21 protein-coding genes and 4 pseudogenes are annotated in these 23605 nt (G+C 58.1%); 16 read left to right on the top strand and 9 right to left on the bottom strand.

The window, feature by feature from the left end; translation table 11 throughout:
• Window positions 1–88: 88 nt before the first annotated feature.
• From ABJI08_RS06990 to ABJI08_RS06965, 6 genes are all read left to right on the top strand, one after another.
• A complete protein-coding gene (locus ABJI08_RS06990) occupies window positions 89–973 on the top strand; it encodes a formate dehydrogenase accessory sulfurtransferase FdhD (protein ID WP_348401101.1) in 885 nt (294 codons plus the stop codon).
• Window positions 970–1614, top strand: coding sequence for a molybdenum cofactor guanylyltransferase MobA (gene mobA, locus ABJI08_RS06985; protein WP_348401100.1), 645 nt, complete (start codon window positions 970–972; stop codon window positions 1612–1614). The genes ABJI08_RS06990 and mobA overlap by 4 nt, the downstream gene beginning before the upstream one ends.
• Window positions 1615–1617: 3 nt before the next feature.
• Window positions 1618–2109 carry a molybdopterin-guanine dinucleotide biosynthesis protein B gene (gene mobB, locus ABJI08_RS06980; RefSeq protein WP_348401099.1) on the top strand — a complete coding sequence of 164 codons (492 nt, stop codon included), beginning with the start codon at window positions 1618–1620 and terminating at the stop codon, window positions 2107–2109.
• Entirely contained in the window at window positions 2106–4211 is a 2106-nt protein-coding gene (gene glp, locus ABJI08_RS06975; RefSeq protein ID WP_348401098.1) for a gephyrin-like molybdotransferase Glp, read from the top strand. Before mobB ends, glp begins: the two co-directional genes overlap by 4 nt.
• Before the next feature lie 200 nt (window positions 4212–4411).
• Entirely contained in the window at window positions 4412–5488 is a 1077-nt protein-coding gene (locus tag ABJI08_RS06970; RefSeq protein ID WP_348401097.1) for an agmatine deiminase family protein, read from the top strand.
• Window positions 5489–5632: 144 nt separating this feature from the next.
• Window positions 5633–6112 carry a GFA family protein gene (locus ABJI08_RS06965; RefSeq protein ID WP_348401096.1) on the top strand — a complete coding sequence of 160 codons (480 nt, stop codon included), beginning with the start codon at window positions 5633–5635 and terminating at the stop codon, window positions 6110–6112.
• A 172-nt stretch (window positions 6113–6284) separates the two neighbouring features.
• Here the strand turns inward: ABJI08_RS06965 and ABJI08_RS06960 are convergent, their stop codons facing one another.
• Window positions 6285–6707: a VOC family protein gene (locus tag ABJI08_RS06960; RefSeq protein ID WP_348401095.1), complete on the bottom strand. Its 423-nt coding sequence runs from the start codon at window positions 6705–6707 to the stop codon at window positions 6285–6287.
• A gap of 132 nt (window positions 6708–6839) precedes the next feature.
• Between ABJI08_RS06960 and ABJI08_RS06955 the strand changes: the two genes are divergently transcribed.
• Both ABJI08_RS06955 and ABJI08_RS06950 read left to right on the top strand, forming a co-directional pair.
• Window positions 6840–7211, top strand: coding sequence for a GFA family protein (locus tag ABJI08_RS06955; protein WP_348401094.1), 372 nt, complete (start codon window positions 6840–6842; stop codon window positions 7209–7211).
• A gap of 308 nt (window positions 7212–7519) precedes the next feature.
• Entirely contained in the window at window positions 7520–7900 is a 381-nt protein-coding gene (locus ABJI08_RS06950) for a hypothetical protein (protein ID WP_348401093.1), read from the top strand.
• Between the two features lie 205 nt (window positions 7901–8105).
• Here the strand turns inward: ABJI08_RS06950 and ABJI08_RS06945 are convergent.
• The 3 genes and pseudogenes from ABJI08_RS06945 to ABJI08_RS06935 all read right to left on the bottom strand — a co-directional run bounded on the left by ABJI08_RS06945 (window position 8106) and on the right by ABJI08_RS06935 (window position 10008).
• Window positions 8106–8872, bottom strand: a pseudogene (locus tag ABJI08_RS06945) (tripartite tricarboxylate transporter permease).
• 82 nt (window positions 8873–8954) lie between these two features.
• Window positions 8955–9275, bottom strand: a pseudogene (locus ABJI08_RS06940) (tripartite tricarboxylate transporter permease); the annotation flags it as partial.
• A 298-nt stretch (window positions 9276–9573) separates the two neighbouring features.
• Window positions 9574–10008, bottom strand: coding sequence for a hypothetical protein (locus ABJI08_RS06935; RefSeq protein WP_348401092.1), 435 nt, complete (start codon window positions 10006–10008; stop codon window positions 9574–9576).
• Window positions 10009–10622: 614 nt separating this feature from the next.
• Between ABJI08_RS06935 and istA the strand changes: the two are divergent.
• Together istA and ABJI08_RS06925 are read left to right on the top strand one after the other, a co-directional pair.
• A pseudogene (gene istA / locus ABJI08_RS06930) lies at window positions 10623–12111 on the top strand (IS21 family transposase).
• Window positions 12108–12721, top strand: a pseudogene (locus ABJI08_RS06925) (ATP-binding protein). Before istA ends, ABJI08_RS06925 begins: the two co-directional pseudogenes overlap by 4 nt.
• 191 nt (window positions 12722–12912) lie before the next feature.
• Here ABJI08_RS06925 and ABJI08_RS06920 read toward each other — a convergent pair.
• Both ABJI08_RS06920 and greA read right to left on the bottom strand, forming a co-directional pair.
• Window positions 12913–13935 (bottom strand): hypothetical protein, encoded by a 1023-nt coding sequence (locus tag ABJI08_RS06920; protein WP_348401091.1) that lies wholly within the window; start codon window positions 13933–13935, stop codon window positions 12913–12915.
• A gap of 27 nt (window positions 13936–13962) precedes the next feature.
• Window positions 13963–14433 carry a transcription elongation factor GreA gene (gene greA, locus ABJI08_RS06915; RefSeq protein WP_348401090.1) on the bottom strand — a complete coding sequence of 157 codons (471 nt, stop codon included), beginning with the start codon at window positions 14431–14433 and terminating at the stop codon, window positions 13963–13965.
• A gap of 252 nt (window positions 14434–14685) precedes the next feature.
• On the opposite strand from greA, the gene ABJI08_RS06910 reads away from it, so the two are divergent.
• From ABJI08_RS06910 to ABJI08_RS06900, 3 genes are all read left to right on the top strand, one after another.
• A complete protein-coding gene (locus ABJI08_RS06910; protein WP_348401089.1) occupies window positions 14686–16335 on the top strand; it encodes an electron transfer flavoprotein-ubiquinone oxidoreductase in 1650 nt (549 codons plus the stop codon).
• A gap of 120 nt (window positions 16336–16455) precedes the next feature.
• Entirely contained in the window at window positions 16456–18165 is a 1710-nt protein-coding gene (locus ABJI08_RS06905) for a tetratricopeptide repeat protein (RefSeq protein ID WP_348401088.1), read from the top strand.
• Window positions 18155–18967 carry a 4-(cytidine 5'-diphospho)-2-C-methyl-D-erythritol kinase gene (locus ABJI08_RS06900; protein WP_348401087.1) on the top strand — a complete coding sequence of 271 codons (813 nt, stop codon included), beginning with the start codon at window positions 18155–18157 and terminating at the stop codon, window positions 18965–18967. The genes ABJI08_RS06905 and ABJI08_RS06900 overlap by 11 nt, the downstream gene beginning before the upstream one ends.
• An 84-nt stretch (window positions 18968–19051) precedes the next feature.
• Here the strand turns inward: ABJI08_RS06900 and ABJI08_RS06895 are convergent, their stop codons facing one another.
• Complete coding sequence (locus ABJI08_RS06895) at window positions 19052–20053, bottom strand: polyprenyl synthetase family protein (RefSeq protein ID WP_348401086.1); 1002 nt, start codon at window positions 20051–20053, stop codon at window positions 19052–19054.
• Window positions 20054–20111: 58 nt separating this feature from the next.
• Here ABJI08_RS06895 and ABJI08_RS06890 point away from each other — a divergent pair, with 58 nt between their 5' ends.
• From ABJI08_RS06890 to ABJI08_RS06880, 3 genes are all read left to right on the top strand, one after another.
• Window positions 20112–20333: a DUF2007 domain-containing protein gene (locus ABJI08_RS06890; protein ID WP_348401085.1), complete on the top strand. Its 222-nt coding sequence runs from the start codon at window positions 20112–20114 to the stop codon at window positions 20331–20333.
• Window positions 20330–21085, top strand: a complete 756-nt coding sequence (locus ABJI08_RS06885) for a methyltransferase domain-containing protein (protein WP_348401084.1) — start codon at window positions 20330–20332, stop codon at window positions 21083–21085. Before ABJI08_RS06890 ends, ABJI08_RS06885 begins: the two co-directional genes overlap by 4 nt.
• 216 nt (window positions 21086–21301) lie before the next feature.
• Window positions 21302–21466, top strand: a complete 165-nt coding sequence (locus tag ABJI08_RS06880) for a YdcH family protein (RefSeq protein ID WP_348401083.1) — start codon at window positions 21302–21304, stop codon at window positions 21464–21466.
• On the opposite strand, the gene ABJI08_RS06875 is transcribed toward ABJI08_RS06880, so the two are convergent.
• Both ABJI08_RS06875 and gcvA read right to left on the bottom strand, forming a co-directional pair.
• Entirely contained in the window at window positions 21467–22330 is an 864-nt protein-coding gene (locus ABJI08_RS06875; RefSeq protein WP_348401082.1) for an EamA family transporter, read from the bottom strand.
• Window positions 22327–23274 (bottom strand): transcriptional regulator GcvA, encoded by a 948-nt coding sequence (gene gcvA / locus ABJI08_RS06870; protein ID WP_348401081.1) that lies wholly within the window; start codon window positions 23272–23274, stop codon window positions 22327–22329. Before gcvA ends, ABJI08_RS06875 begins: the two co-directional genes overlap by 4 nt.
• Between the last annotated feature and the right edge of the window lie 331 nt (window positions 23275–23605).

Here is a 23605-nt window from a genome sequence, read left to right as displayed (position 1 = left end):
TGGTCGCGTCGCGCGACCATTCGGTTGTGGCAAAACCCCGGCAACATGCGTAATTTCGCAGGAACATCCAACCAGCGGAGCGCGCATCGTGTCGAGCCTTGATGAATTGTCAGACTATCTGATTGCCCCTGATCCGGGCGCACCCCGATTGACGCGCAGTGTCAGCGGGTTTGACCATGACGGGCAGGCGGTGGACATCTCGGTTGTCGAAGAGCGTCCGCTGACGATCTACCTGAACAGTCAGGAAATCGTGACGGCGATGACAATTGGCGATTATCCCGAATATCTGGCGCTGGGGTTCCTGCGCAATCAGGGCATGCTGGCGGCGGATGAAACTGTGACCGGGGTCGAATACGACGAAGAGCTTGAAGTGGTTGTTGTGCGCACGCTGAGCCAGACCAGCCATGAAGAAAAGCTGAAGAAAAAGACCCGCACGTCGGGCTGTGCCGTCGGCACAGTGTTTGGCGACATGATGGAAGGGTTAGAGGATGTGCGCCTGCCGCAAACCCCGGTGCGCACGTCTGACCTTTATGCGCTGGCACACAAGATAAATCGCACCCCGTCGCTTTATCTTGAGGCAGGGGCGATTCATGGGTCGGTTTTGTGTCAGGACAACCGTCCGCTGGTCTATATGGAAGATGTCGGGCGCCATAACGCGGTCGACAAGATTGCAGGGTGGATGTTTGACACGGGCACAAGTCCGCAGGACAAAATCCTGTACACAACCGGGCGGCTGACCTCGGAAATGGTAATCAAAACCGCGCTGATGGGTATTCCGGTGCTGGCGTCACGATCCGGGTTTACCGCATGGGGCGTGGAAATCGCGCGTCAGGTTGGACTGACAGTTGTCGGACGCATGCGTGGGCGACGGTTTGTGTGTCTGAGCGGCGAAGAGCGGTTGGTGCGCGATGTCGACCCGGCGCAGGTTGCCGAAGAAGACCGCAAAAGCCGCCGCAAGGGAGCGCCCTCATGAAACAGCCATTGGGGGTTATTCTGGCCGGGGGACAGGCCACGCGTATGGGCGGCGGCGACAAGGGGCGGCTGACGCTGGGCAATAAGACGATCCTGTCCCATGTGATCGACCGGCTGGAGCCGCAGGTTGGGGCTTTGGCGCTCAATGCCAATGGCGATGCGACGCGGTTTGCCGATCTGGGATTGCCGGTATTGCCGGATGGGATCGACGGCTATGCAGGCCCTTTGGCAGGCGTTCTGGCCGGGTTGGACTGGGCCGCAGAGCAAGGCGCAGAGACCATCGTGACGGCCGCGGCGGACACCCCGTTCTTTCCCTGCGATCTGGTGCCGCGTATGTTGCTGGCGACCGAAGGGATGACACACCGCCTTGCGCTGGCCGCGACGCCGCGCAAAGCCGGTGACGCGACCAAATCGATGTCGCGGTCTGGCCTAATCCGCCATCCGACCTTTGGCATCTGGCCGGTGGCGCTGCGCGACGATCTGCGCGCCGCGTTGCAAGCAGGATTGCGCAAAGTTGTGCTGTGGAGCGATCCACATGACGGACGGTTGGCCGAATTTGATACGGATGCGGGGGACCCGTTCTTTAATGTGAACACTCCCGAGGATCTGGAACAGGCTCGGATCATGGCAACAGGGGGCTGAAATATGCGCATTTACGGAGTGACCGGGTGGAAAAACGCGGGCAAAACCGGCCTGATGGAGCGGTTGGTGGCCGAGATTTCCGGGCGGGGTTTCAGCGTGTCGACGGTGAAACACGCCCATCACAGCTTTGACGTGGATCAGCCGGGCAAAGACAGCCATCGCCATCGTAGTGCAGGCGCACGCGAGGTGTTGCTGGCGTCGGGAACCCGCTGGGCCTTGATGCATGAAATGCGCGGCGCCGCTGAACCGCCGCTGGACGTTTTGCTGAGCAAGCTGGAACCGGTCGATCTGGTGCTGGTCGAGGGGTATAAACGTGAAACCCACCCCAAGGTGGAGGCCCACCGCGCAGAACCGGGCAATGCGTTGATCGCACCGGGCGATGACAGCATCCGCGCCATCGCTTCGGACATCCCGCTGAGCATGGATCGGCCTGTGTTTGATCTGAATGACACCGCAGCAATTGCGGATTTCATCCTGCAAGACGTCGGGCTTTGAGCACGTTTGACACATTTGTCATGGTGGATTGGTCCGGCGGAAATGACCGGGGACCAACGCCTAAGAAAGATGCGATCTGGGTTGGAGTCGTCCGGCAGGGCCATTCGATTGCCCCTGTTTATCTGCGCAATCGTCAGGTTGCAGAATTATGGCTGGAAGCCCTGATAGCTGAGGAACTGGCGGCTGGGCGGCGCCTGTTTCTGGGATTTGATTTTCCCTTTGGCTACCCAATGGGATTTTGTCGCGCGTTGACCGGGGGGGGTGATCCGCTGGAGCTTTGGGATTGGATTGCATCGCGTATTCAGGATGCGCCCAAGGCCAATAACCGGTTTGATCTGGCGGCAGAGATCAATCAGCGCTTTGGGGGGCGCGGCCCGTTCTGGGGCAATGGGCTTAAGCGCGACATTGCTGGACTGGCGCGGCGCAAGGATGGCTACCATTGTCCTTTCCCGGAACGCCGCGCGGTGGAGCAGGCTGCCAAGGGTGCATTTACCTGCTGGCAACTGGCGGGTGCCGGGGCAGTGGGCAGTCAGGTTTTAATGGGATTGCCGGTGTTGGCGCGGCTGAGACAGCGGTTTCACGGGCAGGTGGCGGTGTGGCCGTTTCAGCCTTTGACGACACCGGTGGCTTTTGTGGAAATCTGGCCGGGGCTGATCAATCCGATTGTGAAGATAGCAGAACAGACCGGTGAATTACGGGATGCAGCGCAGGTCAGATTGGTGGCGCGCGCGCTTTCGCAATTGCATCCGGACGCGTTGGCAGAGATGTTGGACGTGGATGCCCCCGAAGAGGGCTGGATTTTGGGACTTGGACACGAGGACACGCTGATGCGCGCCGCTTCAGAACCGCTGCAACCGCCGCCTTTGACAAATGATTGCTTTGCCTTGCCTGCGGGGGCCCACTGGACGCCAGTTGACGATGCGCTTGAGAACATTCGCGCGCGTTTGCGTCCGTTTGTGGGGCAGGAAAGCGTGGCTTTGGATACGGCGTTGGATCGGGTTCTGGCACAGGATGTGCGGGCCCTGCGCGCCAATCCGCCTTTGCCCAACACGGCTGTGGACGGGTATGGCATGCGCCATGTCGATATTGCAGAGGGTCCGCAAACGCTGCCACTGGTTCAGGGGCGGTCGGCGGCGGGTGATCCGTTTGAAGGCGTGTTGCCCGCAGGGCATGCGGTGCGGGTGCTGACCGGGGCGGCATTGCCCGACGGGGTTGATACAGTCATCCTGCAAGAAGATGTCACCACGGACGGCGCTGCGATTGCATTTCACGGGCCTCTGAAAAAAGGTGCCAACACGCGCAAGGCGGGCGAGGATGTCGACAAGGACGAAATAATCCTGTCAGCAGGGCGGCGGGTCACGCCCGCTGATCTGGCCCTTTTGGCGGCGACGGGTCACAAAGAAGTAGATGTATTTCAACGTCTTAGGGTTGCGGTTGTTTCAACCGGGGATGAGCTGGCCGAGGCCGGAGATGTCGCGCGGGCGGATCAGATTTATGATGCCAACCGGCCCATGTTGCTGGGCTTGATCCGGCGGTTTGGATTTGTGCCGGTGGACATGGGACGCGCGCCGGATGACCGGGCGGACCTGAGCGCCTTTCTTGACCGGGCGGCGGATCAGGCGGATCTGATCCTGACATCGGGTGGCGCGTCGGCGGGGGATGAGGACCATCTGTCGGCATTGCTGAACGAGACCGGTGCGATGGCGCTGTGGCGCATTGCGATCAAGCCGGGGCGCCCGCTGGCGTTGGGGATTTGGGGCGGCAAGCCCGTGTTTGGCCTGCCGGGAAACCCGGTTGCCGCGCTGGTCTGTGCCCTGGTTTTTGCAAGGCCCGCCATGGGGTTACTGGCCGGAGAAGGCTGGCGTATCGCACAAGCGCTGACTGTTCCGGCGGGATTTTCCAAGTCCAAGAAGCCGGGGCGACGCGAATATCTGCGGGCCCGGTTGCGCGATGGCAAAGCCGAAGTGTTCGCTTCGGAAGGGTCAGGTCGGATCAGCGGGCTGAGCTGGGCCGAAGGGCTGGTGGAGCTGCCTGACGAGGCCGTGGATGTGACGCCGGGCACGCCGGTGAAATTCTATCCTTATGGCGCGTTTGGCGTGTGATTCCGTTGCGGCGCTAAGGGGCTGAGTAAGACCGAATTTCATGCATCGGCAAAGCGTCGGTATTTGGTCGGTATTGCGTCGGCGTCAATTTGGCTCGATTGTCCGAATGCTCTTTAGGGGAAGCGCGACCTTGCCTGGTCAAATGTTGGAAATGACGTCGATCTGGCCTAGGCTCAAACTGGAAATCAGGAATTCAGGAGATGCGACGACGAGATTTTTGGATGGCCGGAGGGGCGTGGGCTATGGCGGGTATTTCGGGACGTTCCTGGGCGGCGACAGACGGTTTCTTTGTCCCGGCAGAAGAGAGCCCGCACCAGCGCACATTTATGCAATGGCCGGTGAACCGCCAGGTCTATCGGGACGCCGTTTTCCTAAGCATGACGCAGGACACCATCGCAGACATCGCCAACACCATTTCAGAGTTTGAACCGGTTACAATGCTGGCGGCGCGCGCGGATCATGCCGGGGCCAAACGCAAGCTGTTTGGTGCTGTGGAACTGTGGGACGTTCCGACCGAAGATTTGTGGTGCCGGGACGCGGGGCCGATCTTTGCTGTGAACGCCGAGGGTGATCTGGCGGTGCGTCAAATCCAGTTCAACGGGTGGGGCAAAAAACAGGTTCACCGGCGCGATGCCCGGATCGCGGGGCGGGTTGCAGAGCGGCTTGGCCTGCCGGTGTTGCCGTCGGGGTTGCAAGGCGAAGCAGGCGGCGTGGAACAGGATGGGCATGGGCTTTTGATGGCGCATGAAAGTTCCTGGGTGAACGACAATCGCAATCCCGGGAAGACACGAGACGTGGTTGAAGGGAAACTTCTGGAAGCCTATGGTGCTGAGCGCATGATCTGGTCAGACGGCGTTTGGGACGAGGATATTACGGATTACCACATCGACAGCCTTGCGCGGTTTACCGGACAGGGACGTGTGTTGGTTAATTTGCCAGATGATCCCGACATGACCGATCCTTTTCACATTGCGGCGTTGGACACGCACGACCAGCTGGTTGCGGCGGGGTTGAAAGTTGAGGTCATTCCTGAGCCGCATTATCGCCGTGTCAAAGACCTGGATTTCGTGGCGTCTTATGCCAACTACTATGTGTGCAACGGTGCCGTGATTGCCGCCGCGTTCGGGGATCGCAAGACGGACCAGATCGCGCGGGATGCGCTGTCCAGACATTACCCGGGGCGTGAAATTGTGATGCTAAACGTGGATACGCTGGGCGAATTGGGGGGTGGTATTCATTGCGCAACCCAACAAATGCCCGATCCATCCCGCGCCTGAAGGTTTCAATGTCTGACCGGCGTTCAGGATGCGTTTCTGTTTCGAAAATGGATTGAGATCATCGCTGATCGAAATCCGTGTTATGGTTCTGACGAAGCGCGGTCGTCTGGTTTGAGCGCGCAGGAAAGCTGATAGGGGATAGATATGACCGGGACAGCAAAGACATATTCAGGTGCATGTGGGTGTGGTCAACTGACCTATGAAATGCACGGCGCACCGATGATTGTGCATTGTTGTCATTGCCTTGAATGCCAAAAGCAAACCGGGTCGGCCTATGTTCTGAATGCGATTGTAGAAACGGATCGGGTTCAATTGAAAGGCAACAGAACCGAACACACGCTCTCTACGCCCAGCGGCAAAGGTCAGATTGTGACCAGATGTGCCGATTGCGGTACGGCCGTGGTGAGCAGGTACATGGTGCGTTTGGGCAAGCTGACCTATGTGCGCGTCGGGACATTGGATGATCCCGCAAGCTGTCCGCCCGATGTCCAGATATTTACGTCAAGCAAACAACCCTGGGTGCCGCTGAGTTCCGACATTCCGGTTTTTGATGAGGGTTACAAATTCGAAGACGTTTGGCCTGCAGATGCCTTGGCCCGCATGACAGCGGCGTATGAGAGCTAGGATTTGGAACGCTGTTTTGGGCTTTGATGGGCCGCTTTTCGTTGGTTTCCTGCGATTTATCGGCATCCAAGTTCTTGTGTTGGTCGCAAAGAAGGTGTTCCCGGAAATTACGACACAGTTTTTGAAGGACAAGCTGTCGCTTCAAATCAAACGATATCTTTAGTTGTGGCGGTCAGGACGAGCCATCGCGTCCGGGTTCGTCTGGATTGTCAGAAAACAGCGCGATCTTGTTGCCTTGCGGGTCGCGCAGGTAGCCAACATAAAATTGCGGCCCATATGAAGCGCGGAACCCCGGCTGGCCCTCGTTTGAGCCACCAGCGGCAAGTGCGGCGGCGTGCAGGTCACGCACCTGTTTTTGGTTTCGCGCCTGAAATGCAACCATAGCCCCGTTCCCAGCCGTCGCCGGACCGCCATCGAAGGTCGGTTTTACGTAGAAGTCCGGAGAAACCGGAACCTGACCAGAGGGCACGGGCAGGACGTAACTTAGCCCTTCCGGGCCCTCCTTAAGCCCGTAATCAAGGGTTGGCAGGAAAGCCGAGTAGAACCGTTTCGCGCGGGACAGATCATCGGCTCCGACGGTGACATAGGCAATCATTGTATGTGTTCCACTCGGGCATTTGGCAAAGGCATCAACGTTACTGCGTTGAGCGCAAACCTACCATTCTTTTAGGAGCTTGGAAGTCTGTGTATGTTCGGGGCTTGCAGGTTTAGGGCAAAGGAAATTCAAATGGCAGAGAAAATGACGGGGCAATGTCTTTGCGGTGCATCGACTTTCGACTTCATCAAGCAACCAAAGTTCGCAATTCAGTGCCATTGCCGCGACTGCCAGCAGATTTCCGGCGGCGGTCACCTTCCTCAGGTCGCGGTTCCGTCTGAAAAGTTTGTCGCTCATGGCAAGGTCAAGACCTATGAGACGGTTTCGGACGCAGGCAACACGGTTGGGATTTCGTTTTGCGGCGCATGCGGGTGTTCGTTGTTTAAGGCGACGTCCAAAATGCCCGACGTTAAATTTTTGTGTGCCGGAGCGCTTGACGAAGATTTGGTCGCTGAGCCCTTCCAAAGGGTTCTCGAAGACTGCCAGAGAGTTTGGGACAATTAGGGGGCAATGGCGCGGCTGTGTGGCGCTTGAGAGAAGCCACTCGCGCTGGTAGTTAGTGCCTTTGGGCGGGCAATGTTGGGCAGGGTCTGTGCAGTAGTGACAGTGGCAAGAGCTGGGTTTTGGTATAAAAACTTTCGATATGGTCATCGGAAGACTTAGCCTTCAAATGACATCCAGACTCCTGGTCATCCGGCCTGCGATTTTCCTGATATTTCACGGCCCGATCATTGCACAAATTCTTCCGCGAGATATCGTTTTGGGGCGGGCGTTTGACCGACGCGACGTTTCTGCCCCTGGAATTATTGGCCGTGGCGCTGAACCTTTTGCTGATGGCCACGGGTGGTGTTGCGGGGAAATTCATCACTTTGCCCGCGATCACCAAGCTGGTTGATTGGCTCAAATGGTTCTTGTTTTTTTTCGTTGTCGTCAACACCATCGCCGCGCTGTTTTCAACCACGCTGGTTGAGGTGCTTATGGTGCCAATTACGGCACTATACGCGACCTGCCTTTATAGGATCAGCAAATTTTCGGACGGTCTTGGTACACATGACATTCCTTGGCCGGCAGGGATGTCTGTAATAGCGATCACCCCCGGTTTTCCAGGCAGAATAAGCTTTGAACTCGGTGGCGGTTGCTTCGGCTTCGGCAAAACGGATCAGGAGATCATGAATGGCGTCACGCGAATCTAGGTGTTGTTTTGGACGGTCTGAGGAACACGCCACAATTTAAGATGCCTAGAATGTCCGCAGCGAGCTCAAAGTGTCAAATGCTGCGCAGCGCCTAAACTTGCGCGATGCTCGCTAATTTGCGGTAGGCTGAAACAATCAAGGCCGAACTAGAAACGACATGGATCGTTGCCAAATCACACTCGCATTGAGGCACGATCTAAGTCTGCTATTCGTCCGAGACTATCGCTTTTGACAGTTCGCTTTGTTTAGCTTCGCGCACCCGTTTCATGATGAGATAGACCATTGCAGCCAATAGCAGCACATTGATGATCACCAGTGTTGCCGAGACCGGACGGTCCAAAAATATCCAATACCCGTCGCGAGAGATCAACAATGAGCGGCGCAGGTTGGCCTCAAGAATTGGGCCAAGGATCATGCCAATGACAACGGGTGCCAGCGGGTAGCCGGCTGCTCGAAAGAGAATGCCAATTAACCCGAAAACCAACATAACTTGTAAATCGAATACTGACGCCTGAAGCGCGAAGGTGCCGATTGAACAGAGCAACAAAATACTTGGGATCAGATAAACTTTTGGGATGCGAAAGACATAGACGAAGATCGGGGTCGCAAGGATACCTGCGACGAGCAGGAAGACGTTTGACGCAAGATACATCATGAATATTCCGCCAACGACGTCCGCGTTGTTTTCGAACATGGCCGGTCCGGGTATAAATCCCAGAATGAGGAGCGCGCCCAGAAGCATGGCCGAGGAAGCGTCTCCCGGAATTCCGAGGGACAGTGTCGGCACCAGCGTACCGATACCGTGGCATTGTTCGCGGCTTCTGTTGCAACGACCCCGCCCTCTGCGCCTTCGCCGTAGTTTTCGCCCGGCTTGGCCGCCGCTTTGGCCATCGCATAGCTGGTAAAGGAACTGATGACGCCGCCTGCTCCAGGGATGGCGCCAAAGAATGTGCCGATGGCCGAGGACCGCATCAAGTTGACGTAGTGCTTCATGCTCAGAGATCGCGAACAAACCGACGACGACGGCCACAATATGGAACCCGTTCAACAGATTGTTCGATCCGAAGGTGAATCGAAGGCCCGTCGAGAAAGAGTCTGTTCCTACCGTCGCAAGAAGCAGACCAAAACTTCCCGCCAGAAGGCCCTTTATGATGGACTCGCCCGAGATCACGACGATTGCAAACAGCCCCATGATTGCCAGCATCGCATATTCGGGGGGCGCAAAGTTCGCAACAAAGCTGGCCAAGATCGGGGCACAAAAGACCAATACAACGCCGCCAATTAAACCGCCAATAGCCGAACTGGTGATGGCAATGCCGATGGCATCGGACGCGCGGCCCTGTCCAGCCCATCGGTCCGAGATTCGAAAGCCCAAGATCGATGCCAAGTTCGCCAAAGGTAGGCGCGCCGTGAAAGGCCTTCTTCGAGCTTTCAAGTTCGGACAGAACCAGAAGGATTTTTACCTTGTCAGGGTTAGATCGAAAGTTGCCCACGTTGACAAAGGCAAAGTCCAGCACCTTCGATCCGAAGTCTTTGAAGACATTTCCGTCCTGTGTGTAGGGCACGTTCTGCGCCACGCAGTCATAGGATTGCAGCGCCTTTGCGATCACCATATGCGGCAGATTGTTCCGCGACCCCTAGGAATAGCGCGATTCACCACGGTTTTCTTTGCATTAGGCCATCATCTCTTCGAAACTAGACCACCGGCCCTCATCTACTTGACCTGCAATGGCAAATGCGTTCGCAACGGCGGCGCTAAGCGGTTTGAAGTCTTTGAAATTCCAGTCGGCATTGCCCAGGATCGGTTGCAGAACCAGCGGAGTAACATAGCCTTCAAAGACGGTATATCCATCCGCAGGTTTTCCCATAGCCGTCGTCTGCGCCTTGGTGCCAGCCGCACCTGGCAGCGAGATTACAGGCATGTCCGTACCCAGCTCTTCGCCCATGGCCTTGGCAACAACTTGGCTCATCGCCATAGCATTGCCAGGGCCCCAGGGGTGAATGATCTCAATATTACGCTCAGGGAATTCCGCGAGCGCTGCGGTGGTGGACGCCGCCACGACGGCCCCCGCCAGAAGTGTGCCTTTGAGTGTTCCGAAAAGTTCCATGTTTTTCCTCCCATAGATTTTGGAATTGGTTGCGAATTACTCTCCCGCCAGCGCGACATCTGGTGCACAAGATCGAAATGTGTAAATAGCTCGGGCGGTGCATCATGCATCGCGAAATGATAGGCGATCTCTGCCTCTAGACGCGTTTCCACGGCAGCGTCTTTCAGTGGAGAATCCTGACGAGGGTCTGCGGCGATGTCGTAAAGCGTGGTTTCGCAATCTTCCAACGTGTCGCCGTCCTGACCCACTTGCGTGTTCTTCGGATCAAGCTTCATCCTCAGAGTTGGGGCGCCCTTGGTGAAATTGAATGGTGGGGCCAGCTCGCCTGATTGCAGTTCTCTAATGTCGAAAAGATCGATCATGTGCGCGGGCATCAACGTGTAGAGATGCAAGTCTTTGCCCGAAAGATCCTCTGGGTATCGGTAAGACGTTTAGGTCCCGTCGGTTACACCGACGGGACCGCCAAACATGCCGAAAATCAAACTGTTTCGAAAGGGTGTAAACGTCGGAGCAATACTCGGCCACGGTAGCGGCGGCATTGTGCGGTCGCGGGCGGCGTAAAAGTCGGCCACTTTTGCCCTTTCGGTTTTTGGGAGGGCTTGGGAATATTCACCGTGGATTTGTATTTGAAGGTGCGTCGGGCTCATTTTCAGGATGGTTTGAGCGGACGCCGGATTGCCCGGGATTTTGGCATCAGCCGGGACAGTGTTGCGAAGATGCTGGCCTATTCGGAGCCGCCCGGGTATCGGGGGACGGCACCGATCAGGCGCCCGAAGCTGGATGCGTTCACCGGCCAGATCGACCAATGGCTTGCCGAAGACAAGGCCCGGCCACGCAAACAGCGCCACACCGCAAAGCGTATCTTTGAGCGGTTGCGCGATGAGTGCGGCTTTGCTGGCGGATACACGATTGTAAAAGACTATGTGCGTGTCAGGAAGCGCTCCGGCAAGGAGATGTTCGTGCCTCTGTCGCATCCGGCGGGGCATGCGCATGCGGATTTTGGTGAAGCGCTTGTCGTGATCGGGTGTGTCGAGCGGAAAGCGCACTTCTTTGCCCTTGATCTGCCGCACAGCGATGCGTGCTATGATCAGGCCTGTCCCGCCGCGACCACCGAGGCGTGGCTTGACGGGCATGTGCATGGCTTCGCATTCTTCGGCGCGGTGCCACAGTCGATCCTGTATGACAATGACCGATGCCTGGTTGCCAGGATCATGCCGGACGGCGCCCGACAGCGGACACCGCGGTTCAGCGCGATGCTGTCGCATTATGTGATCCGGGATCGCTATGGCCGTCCCGGCAAGGGTAACGATGAAGGCAAGGTCGAGGGTCTAGTTGGTTATGCGCGGCGGAACTTCATGGTGCCTGTCGGGGCATTCCCGGACTGGGATGCGTTCAACGATTATCTGGAAGAGCAATGCTGCAAGCGGCAGGACGGTGTTCTGCGTGGGCGCAAGGCCAGCATCCGCGAACGGCTGCAAGCTGACCTGGCGGCGATGCGGGGCTTGCCCGGCGCTCCCTTCGAGGCCTGCGACCTGCAAAGCAGCCAGGTCACGTCGACGTCCATGGTGCGCTACCGTGGCAACGATTACTCGGTGCCGGTCGCCTATGGCCACCGCAGGTCTGGATCAAGGGCTTCGTGACCCGTGTTGTCATCGGCTGCGCCGCCGAGGTGGTCGCCGGTCATCCCCGATCCTACGACACGGGCGACATGGTGTATGATCCGGTGCATTATCTGCGCCTGATCGAGCGCAAGATCATGGCTTTCGATCAGGTAGCGCCCCTGCAGAACCGGGAACTGCCAGAAGCCTTCGCCACATCCAGAGATTGCTGGAAGCCCGGCAGGGCAAGGCCGGAAAGCGGGAGTTTGTTCAGATTCTGCGCCTTCTGGAGCGCTTCGAGTTGGAAGTGTTGAACCTGGCAATCAGGGATGCCTTGCGGATGCAGGCGATCAGCTTTGACGCGATCAAGCACCTTGTCCTGTGCCGGGTGGAGCGGCGACCGCCGAGGCTGGACCTGGATGTCTATCCCTTCCTGCCCAGGACCAATATCGCCACCACCTCTGCCGCGTCCTACATGAGCCTGCTGGCAGGGAGGGAGGCATGATGAACGCTCCGGAACTGCTGCTCGTGCATCACCTCAAGACCCTGCGCCTGCCCACTTTCCTGCGCGAGTATGACAAGCAGGCGCGTATCTGTGCCGCTGAAGGCGTGGATCACGTGCGTTACTTGGCCCGGCTGAGCGAGCTGGAACTGATCGACCGGGAGCGGCGCATGGTGGAACCGCGGATCAAGGCGGCAAAACCCATGTCGCCCTCGGGCTGGGTCTGGCTGCCTGCCAGAAAGGATTGCCGGTCGCCTTCGTGACCGCCGCGGCCCTCGTGCACGAGATGATGGAAGCCCGCGATGAAAAGCGCCTCCTGCAGCTCCAGCGCAAACTGGCCAAGGTCAAGCTGCTGATCATCGACGAGTTGGGCTTCGTGCCGCTGAGCAAGACCGGCGCCAAGCTGCTCTTCGAATTGATCTCGCAGCGCTACGAACGCAGCTCAACCCTGATCACATCGAACCTGCCCTTCGAGGAATGGACCGAAACCTTCGGCACTGAGCGCCTCACCGGTGCCCTGCTGGACCGGCTGACGCATCACGTCAACATCCTTGAGATGAACGGTGAAAGCTACCGCCTCAACCAAAGCCGCGCTCGTCTCGCTGTCGCCTGAAAATGACCCTCACAGAATTGGCCTGACGGCCAATGCGCCTCGGAACGCGCTTGCTATATGAGAGCCGCACGCTCCAGGGCACACAGGCGCAGCAGCAGAGAAAGAGCAAATTGTCCTGTATTTCAGACATCGAGATCTGGCTGTTTTGTCGCGTGAAGGGTCTGTTTGCGGGCGGCGCCAATCCGCAGAAGTTAGTCAAAAATCCCTGCCACGCGGCCCAGCAGCATGAAGGCGCGGGAGGTGCGGGTGTCGGCGAGGTCTGCGATTTCGGAATCTGTGGCGGTTTCTTCGAATTCGGCAAAGCTTTTGTCAAAGCGACGCAGGAAATGGTGGGTGGCGTCGCGAAAGATCGGGTCTTGCTTCATTCGGCCTGCCGCCAGCGCCAGTGACGACCGGTCGCGGATGCCGCCCAGCGCAGCAATCGCGCGGCCACGTTCTCCGGTGGCAAACCGGCGCCAGATTTCCGGGCGCGCCAGATCGGGGCGCAGATCGTCCATATAAATGCCGTCCTGGCTGAGCAGGGTCAGCACATCCTGGCTGGCCTGAATAAGCGCCGAGGCCTGACGGTCGCGCAGTGCTTTGCGCAGCGCGTTAAAGCCTTCTTTGTCTTCGGCGGTCTCCGGGAAGTTCAGCGCACGGATGAAATCATTGCGCGGCAGGGGCGGCGACAATTCTTCGGCCGGGGTGCCAAGTGCCAGCGTGCCCTGATCGGCCGCGTCCGCCGGGGCGGGTTCGGGTTCGGGCGTTTTGCGAATGCCTGTGTCGTGATCACGCGAGCTGGAAAATGTCGCCAGCGCGGTTTCGGTTTTGCGCGTGGCCGCGGCAATCTCGTCAAGCTTTTTGGCCACAGAGGGTTCGATCTGGCCTGTTTGCACGGAACCCTGAGACTGCGCCACATAGGTGCGCCGCATGGCATCGATGGCGGCCTGAAGGCGCGCACTTTCTTCGCGCATCACCCGAGAGGAGCGCGCGGCAGTGGCCGCAACCCAAATCATTGCCACCGGCATGAAGATCGCCAGCAGCGTCATCATAAATCGCAGATTGTCGACCTCGCCGCCGGTGCCGGGTTTCAGCACAAGAAAGAACACCACCGTGCCCGCAAGCCAGACAAAGCTGAGCGCAACCGCGATCACCTCGATACCGGTGACTTTTGGCTGTTCCGTCTTGTCATAGATGCCCAGCGGGGTGGGCTTGCTGTCGTTGTCGTCCGTCATGCGAAATAGAGCCTGAACCGTTACGGGTTACACAAATGAGATAGTGAGGACTTCGTAGCTTTTGCCGCCACCCGGCGTGCGCACTTCGACGCTGTCGCCTTCGTCTTTGCCAATCAGCGCGCGGGCGATGGGGGATTTGATGTTCAACAACCCGGCTTCGACATTGGCTTCGTGTTCGCCAACGATCTGCCATGTCTTTTCTTCGTCAGTGTCTTCGTCAACCAGCGTGACTGTCGCGCCAAATTTGATGGTGCCGGACAGCGATTTGGGGTCGATCACCTCGGCCAGCGAAATCACGGCTTCCAGCTCTTTGACGCGGCCTTCGATGAATCCCTGCTTTTCGCGGGCGGAATGGTATTCCGCGTTTTCCTTGAGGTCGCCAAGTTCGCGCGCCGTTGCAATCGCTTCGATGATCGCGGGGCGTTCAACCGATTTCAGCTGCTTCAATTCTGCCTCAAGCGCCGTGTACCCGGCGCGGGTCATTGGTAGTTTTTCCATGGGTTGGGTCCCGTTGGTGGTGGGCCGCGTTGCAAAGGCGCAGCGGATCGTTAATCTGTTTCCAAGGCAGAGTGCCCCGAGCCGTCTTTCAAAAGCAAGAGACGGGTCGGTTTGCAAGCGTAAATATGTCAAATGCTAGCGCGAACACCTGATTTGTCCGCAAATGTCGTCGGGTTCTGATTGACGTTTTGTTCAAGAACGCGATAGCAGATGCGAAACATAATTACGCCAGCGATGCGGGAAGGGAATCCTATGTCGGAAATCGAACGCGAAGCCATGGAATATGATGTGGTCATTGTCGGGGCCGGACCAGCAGGTCTGAGCGCGGCAATCCGCCTGAAACAGCTGGACGCAGACCTGAATGTGGTCGTGCTGGAAAAAGGCTCGGAGGTGGGCGCGCATATTTTGTCGGGAGCCGTCCTGGACCCAAGCGGGTTGGACGCACTGATCCCGGACTGGAAGGAAAAAGGCGCGCCGCTGAACACGCCGGTCACGGAAGACAAGTTTTACATGTTGGGTGAAGGCGGCGAATTGCGCATCCCCAATTTCCCGATGCCGCCGCTGATGAACAACCACGGCAACTATATCGTCTCGATGGGCAATGTGTGCCGCTGGATGGCAGAACAGGCCGAAGCGCTGGGCGTGGAAATATTCCCCGGTATGGCGTGTTCCGAGCTGGTTTTTGGCGATAAAGGCGAAGTCAAAGGCGTGGTTGCCGGTGTATTTGGGCTGGAGCCGGACGGATCGATTGGCGAAGGCACAGAGCCGGGTATGGAATTGCACGGTAAGTACGTGTTCCTGTCCGAAGGCGTGCGCGGATCACTGTCCAAGGAAGTGATCGCGAAATACGACCTGCAGGCCGGAAAAGAGCCTCAGAAATTTGGTGTTGGCATGAAGGAGATCTGGGAGATCGACCCCGCCAAACACAAAGAGGGCTCTGTCACGCACACAATGGGTTGGCCGCTGAATTCCAACGCGGGCGGCGGGTCGTTCATTTACCACCTTGAAAACAATCAGGTTTATGTCGGTTTTGTGGTGCATCTGAACTACAAGAATCCGCATATGTTCCCATATATGGAGTTCCAGCGGTTCAAGCATCACCCGATGGTGGCAGACCTGTTGAAAGGCGGCAAACGCGTGGCGTACGGCGCGCGCGCCATCACCGAAGGTGGATATCAGTCGATGCCCAAGATGGTTGCGCCCGGTGTGGCGTTGCTGGGCTGTGCGGTGGGCATGGTCAACGTGCCGCGCATCAAGGGCAACCACAACGCCATGTTGTCAGGCAAGGCTGCTGCTGAAGCGGCGTTTGACGCGATCCAGGCGGACCGGTCCGGCGATGAGCTGAGCGCCTATGAGGAAGACGTGCGTTCTGGTGCCATTGGCGCTGACCTGAAGAAAGTGCGCAACGTTAAACCGATGTGGTCAAAATGGGGCCTGCTGCCGTCGCTGGTTCTGGGCGGGCTGGACATGTGGACCAATACTTTGGGCTTTTCGCTGTTTGGCACGCTGGGTCATGGCAAAAACGACGCCGAGGCCACCGAACCTGCGGATCAGCACAAGCCGATCGATTATCCCAAGCCCGATGGTAAGCTGTCGTTTGACCGTTTGACCAATGTGTCGTTTGCGATGACCAATCACGAAGAGAGCCAGCCTTGCCATTTGCAGCTGGCAGATGAAAACGTACCGATTGGTGTGAACCTGCCAAAATACGGCGAACCCGCACAGCGGTATTGTCCGGCCGGGGTTTATGAAGTTGTCGAGGAAGAGGGCAAAGACGCCCGGTTTGTGGTGAATTTCCAGAACTGCGTGCATTGCAAGACCTGTGACATCAAAGACCCAAGCCAGAACATCACATGGGTCACACCACAGGGTGGCGACGGGCCGAATTATCCGAATATGTGACCGATCTCACGGGATCGTGGTCAGTTTTGTGCCAATTCCGGGGCGACCAGTGGTCGCCCCATTGCGGTTCTGCAAGGCGCGCATTACCTTTCCGGGGTAATCTGAGCCGAGGAGCCTTTTGTGGCCAATCCATTTTTCCGTTCCGCGACCCTGTCTGTTTTGTTGGCAGCGGTATCGCTTCCTGTGCAGGCCGATGGTCTTTCCGGGTCTTATCTCGCCGCACGTCAGGCCACGATCAACAGCGATTTCGCTGCTGCTGCGCGCTATTACGGGGTCGCTCTGATGCGTGATCCCGGCAATCCGGTCCTGCTGGAAAATGCGGTGCTGGCGTATCTGTCGCTGGGCGAAATTGACCGGGCGCTGCCCGTGGCCCGCAAGATGGATGCCGACGGGTTGAGCAGCCAGTTGGCAAATATGGTGATTGCTGCAGGGCTGGTGCGCGATGGTGCCTATTCCGAACTGCTGGAGCGGCTTGAAGATGACGGTAAGGTTGGCCCGCTGGTGGATGGTTTAATGACCGCCTGGGCGCAAATTGGTCGCGGCGACATGTCCAAGGCGCTGTCGGCGTTTGACGGGGTTGCCAAAGAGCCGGGACTTGCCGGATTTGCCAATTACCACAAGGCGCTGGCACTGGCCTCGGTCGGGGATTTTGAAGGCGCCGAGGCGATATATGCCAATGACGACCTGCACGGTGTTCAGATGACCCGGCGTGGCGTTCTGGCACATCTGGAAATTCTGAGCCAACTGGATCGCAATGCTGATGCAATTGCCCGTATGGATGAGGCATTTGGGTCTGATCTGGATCCGTTCCTGCGCGATATGCACACGCGGCTAAACGCAGGAGAAATGCTGCCGTTTACCCATGTATCGGATGCCTCTGACGGCGTGGCCGAGGTGTTTTATTCTCTGGGCAGCGCGTTGCAGAACGAAGCCAACGCCGACTATACGTTGCTATACACCCGGGTGGCGGAATTCCTGCGCCCCGAACACACAGAAGCGATATTGCTGACGGCGGAATTGCTGGAAATTCTGGGCCGCTACGAGCTGGCGACAAAGACGTTGAAACGTGTCCCCGCGGACCATCCGTCCTTCCATGCCGCAGAGCTGGGGCGCGCCGAGGCGTTGCGCCAGTCGGGCAAGATGGACGCCGCCATCGAAGTGTTGCATCAACTGTCACGCAGCCATTCTGACCTGCCTGTGGTGCACACCGCGCTGGGTGATCTGTTGCGTCAGGAACGAGATTTTGCAGGTGCTGTGACAGCTTACGACAAGGCGCTGGCGCTCTATGAAGGCCAGGAACAGCGGCAGTGGTTTATCTATTACGCGCGCGGAATTTCGCATGAGCGTCTGGAAGATTGGGAAAAAGCCGAATCCGATTTTCGCAAGGCGCTGGAGCTGAACCCAGAACAACCGCAGGTGCTGAATTACCTCGGCTATTCGTTGGTCGAAAAACAGACTAAGCTGGACGAGGCGCTGGATATGATCCAACGCGCCGTCGCCGCCCGCCCGGACAGTGGCTATATCGTGGATTCGCTGGGCTGGGTACTGTTCCGGCTGGGCCGCTATCACGAGGCGGTCGGCCATATGGAACGCGCAACCGAGCTGATGCCGGTGGATCCGGTGGTGAATGACCATCTGGGGGATGTCTACTGGGCCGTTGGGCGGCATCTGGAGGCACAGTTTCAATGGCGTCGGGCGCTCAGCTTTGTCGACGAAGAAAGCGAGGCCGAAGCCAAACCGGATCGCATCCGCCGTAAACTGGATGTGGGGCTGGACGCGGTGCTCAGCGAAGAGGGCGCCGAAGCTCTGAAGGTGGCCAATGACGGTTGAGGCATTTGCCCCGGCCAAGATCAATCTGACCCTGCACGTGACCGGCCAGCGCGTCGATGGCTATCATCTGCTTGATTCGCTGGTGATGTTTGCAGATTTCGGGGATCGGCTCTGGCTGACACCGGGCGCGCAGATGGGTCTTGAGATAACCGGCCCTTTTGCGCTGGGTGTGCCGACAGATGCCTCAAACCTCGTCTGGCGCGCAGCCCGGAGTGCTAGGTGGTGCGGGCAAATCCGTCTTGAGAAAAACTTGCCCCACGGCGCCGGGATCGGCGGTGGCTCATCTGATGCCGCCGCCATTTTGCGCGCGCTTAAAACTGACGACACAGATCAGGCGCTTGCGCTGGGTGCGGATATCCCGGTGTGCATGGCCGGGCACAGCGCGCGTATGCAGGGGATCGGAGAACAGGTGACAGCGCTGCAAGGCTGGCCGTCGCTCAACGCGGTTTTGGTCAATCCCGGCGTTGCTGTGCCCACACCTCAGGTGTTCAAAGCGCTGAAAGCCAAAACCCATCCCGCGATGCCTGCGACCATTCCGCAACTGACAACAGCGGCAGATATCGCGGCGTGGCTCGCCACACAGCGCAACGACCTGCAAACACCCGCGCAACTGCAGCAACCAGTCATCTCCGGCGTGCTTGCAACGCTGTCAAACCAACAAGGCGCGCTGATTGCGCGCATGTCCGGATCAGGCGCGACCTGCTTTGCGCTGTTTGACACCGCCGCCGCCGCTGCGGCCAGCGCACAAAACCTCAAATCCGCGCATCCGGAGTGGTGGACACAGGCCTGCACCCTGTCCTGATCTTCATTTTGCCCAAAATACTCCGGGGGGAGCTTGGAAAACCTGTGGTTTTCAAAGTTGGGGGGCAGCGCCCCCAAATGCGGATCAGTTCAGACGGGCGACCACGTAATCGGCAATATCGCTCAGTAATCCACGAATGTCATGCTCAGGCAGTGTGGCAATGGCCGCCTTGGCTTTGTTGGCCCAGACCAGCGCGTCCTGACGTGTTGCCTCCAAAGTGCCATATGTGTTCATCAACGCCAGCGCATGCTCAAGGTCGCCGTCTTCCTGACGTCCCTTTTCGATGGTGCGCACCCAAAAGGCACGCTCTTCTTCGGTGGCCTGCGCCACGGCCTTGATCACCGGCAGGGTCAGCTTGCGTTCGCGGAAATCATCCCCGACATTCTTGCCTGTGGATTTTGCATCGCCCTGATAATCCAACAGGTCGTCGGCAATCTGAAACGCAATCCCCAGCGCGTCGCCATACTCAAACAACGCCTGCACATGTGTCGGGTCGGCATCTGCAATCACGCCGCCCACTTCGGTCGCCGCTGAAAACAGCGCGGCTGTTTTGCCGCGGACAACTTGCAGATAGACATCTTCATCCGTGCGTAGATCGCTGGCCGCGCTCAGTTGCAGCACTTCGCCTTCGGCAATCGTCGCCGAGGCATTGGACAGAATGCGCAGTACATCGAGTGAGCCGGTTTCTGTCATCAGCTGAAAGCTGCGGGAAAACAGGTAATCCCCAACCAGAACCGAAGATTTATTGTCCCAGAGCAGGTTTGCAGTGGGGCGGCCCCGCCGTTGCGCGCTTTCATCAACCACATCGTCATGCAGCAGCGTGGCGGTGTGAATAAATTCGACCGTCGCCGCCAGATGCACATGATACGGCCCGTCATAGCCACATAACCGCGCCGCCGCCAATGTCAGCATCGGGCGCAGCCTTTTGCCGCCAGCGCCGACAAGGTGCGCGGTCACTTCGGGAATGCGCGGTGCGTGACGGGATTCCATACGCTCTTGTATCAGCGCGTTCACCGCCGTCATTTCATCGCGTAGCAGCGCAGCCAAAGCTTCGTGCGGTTTGTTTGCGGCAATATCCAGACTCATGGTCAAGTTCCCGTCAGAGGGGTCGACAATTGCCGCCCGCTGTTCTTACATCCCTGTTATGAGAGAGCTTTTGCGCAGTAACGACCCGACGATCATTGCCTTTGCCACAGCCCTGCTTCGGGGAGAGGGTATAGACTGCTTTGAAATGGACGTAAATATGAGCGTGCTGGAAGGATCGATTGGCATATTGCCGCGTCGCCTGATGGTGCGGTCTGGTGAATTGGATGCGGCCGAACGTGTCATGCTGGACAATGACATCGCGTTGGGGCGGTCTGTGTGATCCACAACACCACGAAAAACGACTTTTTGGGCGGACGGTTAAGCCTGCGCCAGCCTACAGACGGATACCGCGCGGGTGTCGACCCTGTTTTGCTGGCTGCGTCCGTGCCTGCGAAATCCGGGCAGTCTGTACTGGAATTGGGCTGCGGTGTTGGGACAGCACTATTTTGTCTGAGCGTCCGGGTGACGGGGGTGGATCTGACCGGGGTCGAAATGCAGCCCGCCTATGCCGAACTGGCCGTTCAGAATGCGCGCGACAACGGGATTGACGCCACCATCGTACAGGCTGATCTGGCGCATTTGCCCGATGATCTGCGCCAGAAGCGGTTTGATCATGTCATTGCCAACCCGCCCTACTTTGATCGCGACAGCAGCACCGCCGCACGTGATGCCGGGCGCGAAGTGGCGATGGGCGAAGATACCGCGCTGGATACATGGATTGATGTGGCATCCCGGCGACTTGCCCCCAAAGGCTATGCCAGTTTCATTCACAGAGCCGAACGGTTGCCGGATTTGCTGTCTGGCATCAGCCGTCGGCTAGGATCGCTTCAGGTGCTGCCGCTTCAGCCGCGCATTGGACGTGATCCGGGACTTGTGATCGTGCGTGCGCGCAAGGGCGGGCGGGCTGCTTTTCGCCTTCATGCGCCGGTATTGATGCATGACGGTCTGACGCATGATAGCGACAAAGAAAGCTATACGCCCCGGATTCGGGCGGTTTTACGCCATGGGTCGCCGTTGGATTTTCCACGCTGATATCGCGGGAAAATGTGGGCGTGCTCTCGCGGAGTACCAGAATAATGCAGCGATTCCGGGGGGTTGAAATTTCAATTTTCGAACAGGCCCACGACCGCGGCAAAACGCATTGGCGGAATTCCACTGCTGCTACAAATTCTTCGTACTCCGGGCGTGACAGATGGCAGGATTTGTGCTGGACTGAGCGTGTTGTTTTAACTTGATAGGAGAATAATGATGAGCGTCACCGCGCACCTGGAAGTTTTGAAACGGAAACACGAGACCCTCTCGCATCAAGTCGAAGCCGAACAGCGGTCCCCTGGATCAAGTGATCTGGAAATTGCGGACCTAAAGAAACAAAAGCTAAAAATCAAAGAAGAGATTTCACGACTATCTGTGTGATCATCCCTTTAAGCTGGCGCGCGCAGCAATTATTGCGCCGCCGGTGATCAGAACGGTCGCGGCAGCCAGCATCCAGGTTGGCTCTGCGACACCAACCCCCACCAAAACCAATGTCGACAACAGCGGAGCCGCATAAGATGCGGTGCCCAAAAGCTGAATGTCACCGCGTTTGACCCCCACATCCCAAACATAAAACGCCAGCCCTACCGGTCCGAGCCCCAGTGCAATGGCGGAAAGCCAACCGCCTGTGCCCTGGGGCCAGACGGTTTGTTCAAACATCAGATGCATGGCGCCGGACAGGATTGCTGTTGCAACGCAAAACACGGCCACAGTGGCGGTTGGCGCAGTTCCAAGCCGACGCGAGATGACGGAATAGCCCGACCACGTCAGAGCACAGGCCAGCGCCAGCAGGTAGCCGGGCAGCGCGGCCATATCAAAGCCACCGCCGCCGCCGCCAATAATCAGCGCGGCTCCGGCAAAGCCACACAGCGCGCCCAGCAAATGCCCGTTGCGCAACGTCTCGCCGGGCAACAGGCCGGACAGCAACACGATCAGCAAGGGCCAGAGATAGGCGATCAGACCGGCCTCGGCAGCCGGAGCCAGCCGCAAGGCGCTGAAATACAGCGCGTGATAGCCAAACAGCCCCACGGTGCCAAAGGCATAGACTTTCCAGCTGACCTGTTTCAGGCGCGCAAAGCCGCCGGTACGGGCCGTCCAGATCAGCCCGAGCGTGCCACCAATTGAGAAGCAGATGGTATTCAGCAGCAATGGCGGGGTGGGTGCAGTGCCCACTGTGAACAGCGCCAGCAGCGCCCAGAGCAAAACAGCAATAAACCCGATCAGGGTGGCCTTGTGGCGGGTCATTCCGGGATGTCCTCGATAGGGGTCAAATCAAGCGATTGGGTCACGCTGGTTGTTTTAGCGATTTCTGCAAGGATCCATTCGCGGAAAGCGGCAATATGGGGTCGGTTTTCCGCCCCGGCGCGACAAATAAAGCGAAACCGCCCCTGTAATCGGATGGCGCGGTCATAAGGCGCGACAAGGCGGCCTTCGTGGATGTCTTTGACCACCAGCGCGCGCCGGCCCAGCGTCACGCCCGCGCCAACCATGGCAGCGTCAACAGCGTGGTCAGCGCCGGTAAATCGCGGGCCATGCGTGGTGTCGATGTCGATCTGCATCATGCGAAACCACGCGTTCCAATCCGCGAGCGGTTTAAGAAAGGCGATCGAGTCGTCATGAATGAGCACCGCGTCTCTGAGGCTTTCTGGCGTGGGGTAGCGTTCTGCCAGTTCAGGCGTCATTACCGGAGTGACCCATTCAGGCTCGAGCGGATGAGACCAGAGGCCCGGTTCTGGCTTGTCCAGACCAAAGCGAATGGCCACGTCGACTTCGTCCCGGGTGAAATCAAGCGCGCGCAGAGTGGCCGAGAACCGCAGATCGATTTCGGAATGGGCGCGGGCAAATTCGTAAAACCGGGGCGCCAGCCATTTTGCGGTAAAGGCCGGGCCAGCGGTGACCAGCAAAGTCTGATCATTGACAAGGCGCCGGGTCGCACGCCACGCGGCATTCAGCGTTTGAAAGCTTTCGCGGGTGCCTGGCGCCAGCGCACGCCCGGCTTCGGTCAGTTCAACCGCACGGTTCAGGCGGCGAAACACCGGCGTGCCCAGGTGGTCTTCCAGTGATTTTATCTGAAAAGACAGCGCCGCAGGCGTGACATTCAATTCGCTGGCCGCCATGGCAAATGACATATGGCGGGCGGCTGCTTCAAAGGCGCGCAGGGCGGTAAGTGGGGGCAGGCGGTCTGACATAGTCAGTTAAGTACAACTTAACTGAAGTGGTGAAAAGTCTCGTTTGTGGCATTTAATCATAATGATCATATTCAAGTCAGTTCAAACACGCTTATCAATGAGGTTGATCATGATTGAGTATTCTACTGACGCCCGTATCGCCCGGGCTTACCGCGATGCCCATGCTGAGCGCAGCGCTGTATTCACTGCTATTGTGACCTGGATATTCAGAAAACGGTCTGTTCCGCTGAACCAACCGGTTCTTACGGAGCCTTCCCGCTGCGCCTGATTAACGGGCACTTACGGGATCATGAGGGGCCGTATCCGTCGGATGCGGTCCCTTTCTTTTTGT

Source organism: Shimia sp. (genome assembly GCF_039969785.1).
In the GTDB taxonomy this organism is placed as follows: domain Bacteria; phylum Pseudomonadota; class Alphaproteobacteria; order Rhodobacterales; family Rhodobacteraceae; genus Shimia.
Note: the sequence above shows the minus strand (reverse complement) of the source record. Positions and strands in the feature narration are given on the sequence as shown.

What these genes read in the sequence shown, in the direction of transcription:
- ABJI08_RS06875 (WP_348401082.1), bottom strand. Translation starts at nt 22,330, where the DNA reads ATGACCCGCCACAAGGCCACCCTGATCGGGTTTATTGCTGTTTTGCTC.
- ABJI08_RS06910 (WP_348401089.1), top strand. Translation starts at nt 14,686, where the DNA reads ATGTCGGAAATCGAACGCGAAGCCATGGAATATGATGTGGTCATTGTC.
- gcvA (WP_348401081.1), bottom strand. Translation starts at nt 23,274, where the DNA reads ATGTCAGACCGCCTGCCCCCACTTACCGCCCTGCGCGCCTTTGAAGCA.
- ABJI08_RS06895 (WP_348401086.1), bottom strand. Translation starts at nt 20,053, where the DNA reads ATGAGTCTGGATATTGCCGCAAACAAACCGCACGAAGCTTTGGCTGCG.
- ABJI08_RS06970 (WP_348401097.1), top strand. Translation starts at nt 4,412, where the DNA reads ATGCGACGACGAGATTTTTGGATGGCCGGAGGGGCGTGGGCTATGGCG.
- ABJI08_RS06960 (WP_348401095.1), bottom strand. Translation starts at nt 6,707, where the DNA reads ATGATTGCCTATGTCACCGTCGGAGCCGATGATCTGTCCCGCGCGAAA.
- ABJI08_RS06920 (WP_348401091.1), bottom strand. Translation starts at nt 13,935, where the DNA reads ATGACGGACGACAACGACAGCAAGCCCACCCCGCTGGGCATCTATGAC.
- mobA (WP_348401100.1), top strand. Translation starts at nt 970, where the DNA reads ATGAAACAGCCATTGGGGGTTATTCTGGCCGGGGGACAGGCCACGCGT.
- ABJI08_RS06880 (WP_348401083.1), top strand. Translation starts at nt 21,302, where the DNA reads ATGAGCGTCACCGCGCACCTGGAAGTTTTGAAACGGAAACACGAGACC.
- mobB (WP_348401099.1), top strand. Translation starts at nt 1,618, where the DNA reads ATGCGCATTTACGGAGTGACCGGGTGGAAAAACGCGGGCAAAACCGGC.
- greA (WP_348401090.1), bottom strand. Translation starts at nt 14,433, where the DNA reads ATGGAAAAACTACCAATGACCCGCGCCGGGTACACGGCGCTTGAGGCA.
- ABJI08_RS06890 (WP_348401085.1), top strand. Translation starts at nt 20,112, where the DNA reads ATGAGAGAGCTTTTGCGCAGTAACGACCCGACGATCATTGCCTTTGCC.
- ABJI08_RS06900 (WP_348401087.1), top strand. Translation starts at nt 18,155, where the DNA reads ATGACGGTTGAGGCATTTGCCCCGGCCAAGATCAATCTGACCCTGCAC.
- ABJI08_RS06965 (WP_348401096.1), top strand. Translation starts at nt 5,633, where the DNA reads ATGACCGGGACAGCAAAGACATATTCAGGTGCATGTGGGTGTGGTCAA.
- ABJI08_RS06955 (WP_348401094.1), top strand. Translation starts at nt 6,840, where the DNA reads ATGGCAGAGAAAATGACGGGGCAATGTCTTTGCGGTGCATCGACTTTC.
- ABJI08_RS06935 (WP_348401092.1), bottom strand. Translation starts at nt 10,008, where the DNA reads ATGGAACTTTTCGGAACACTCAAAGGCACACTTCTGGCGGGGGCCGTC.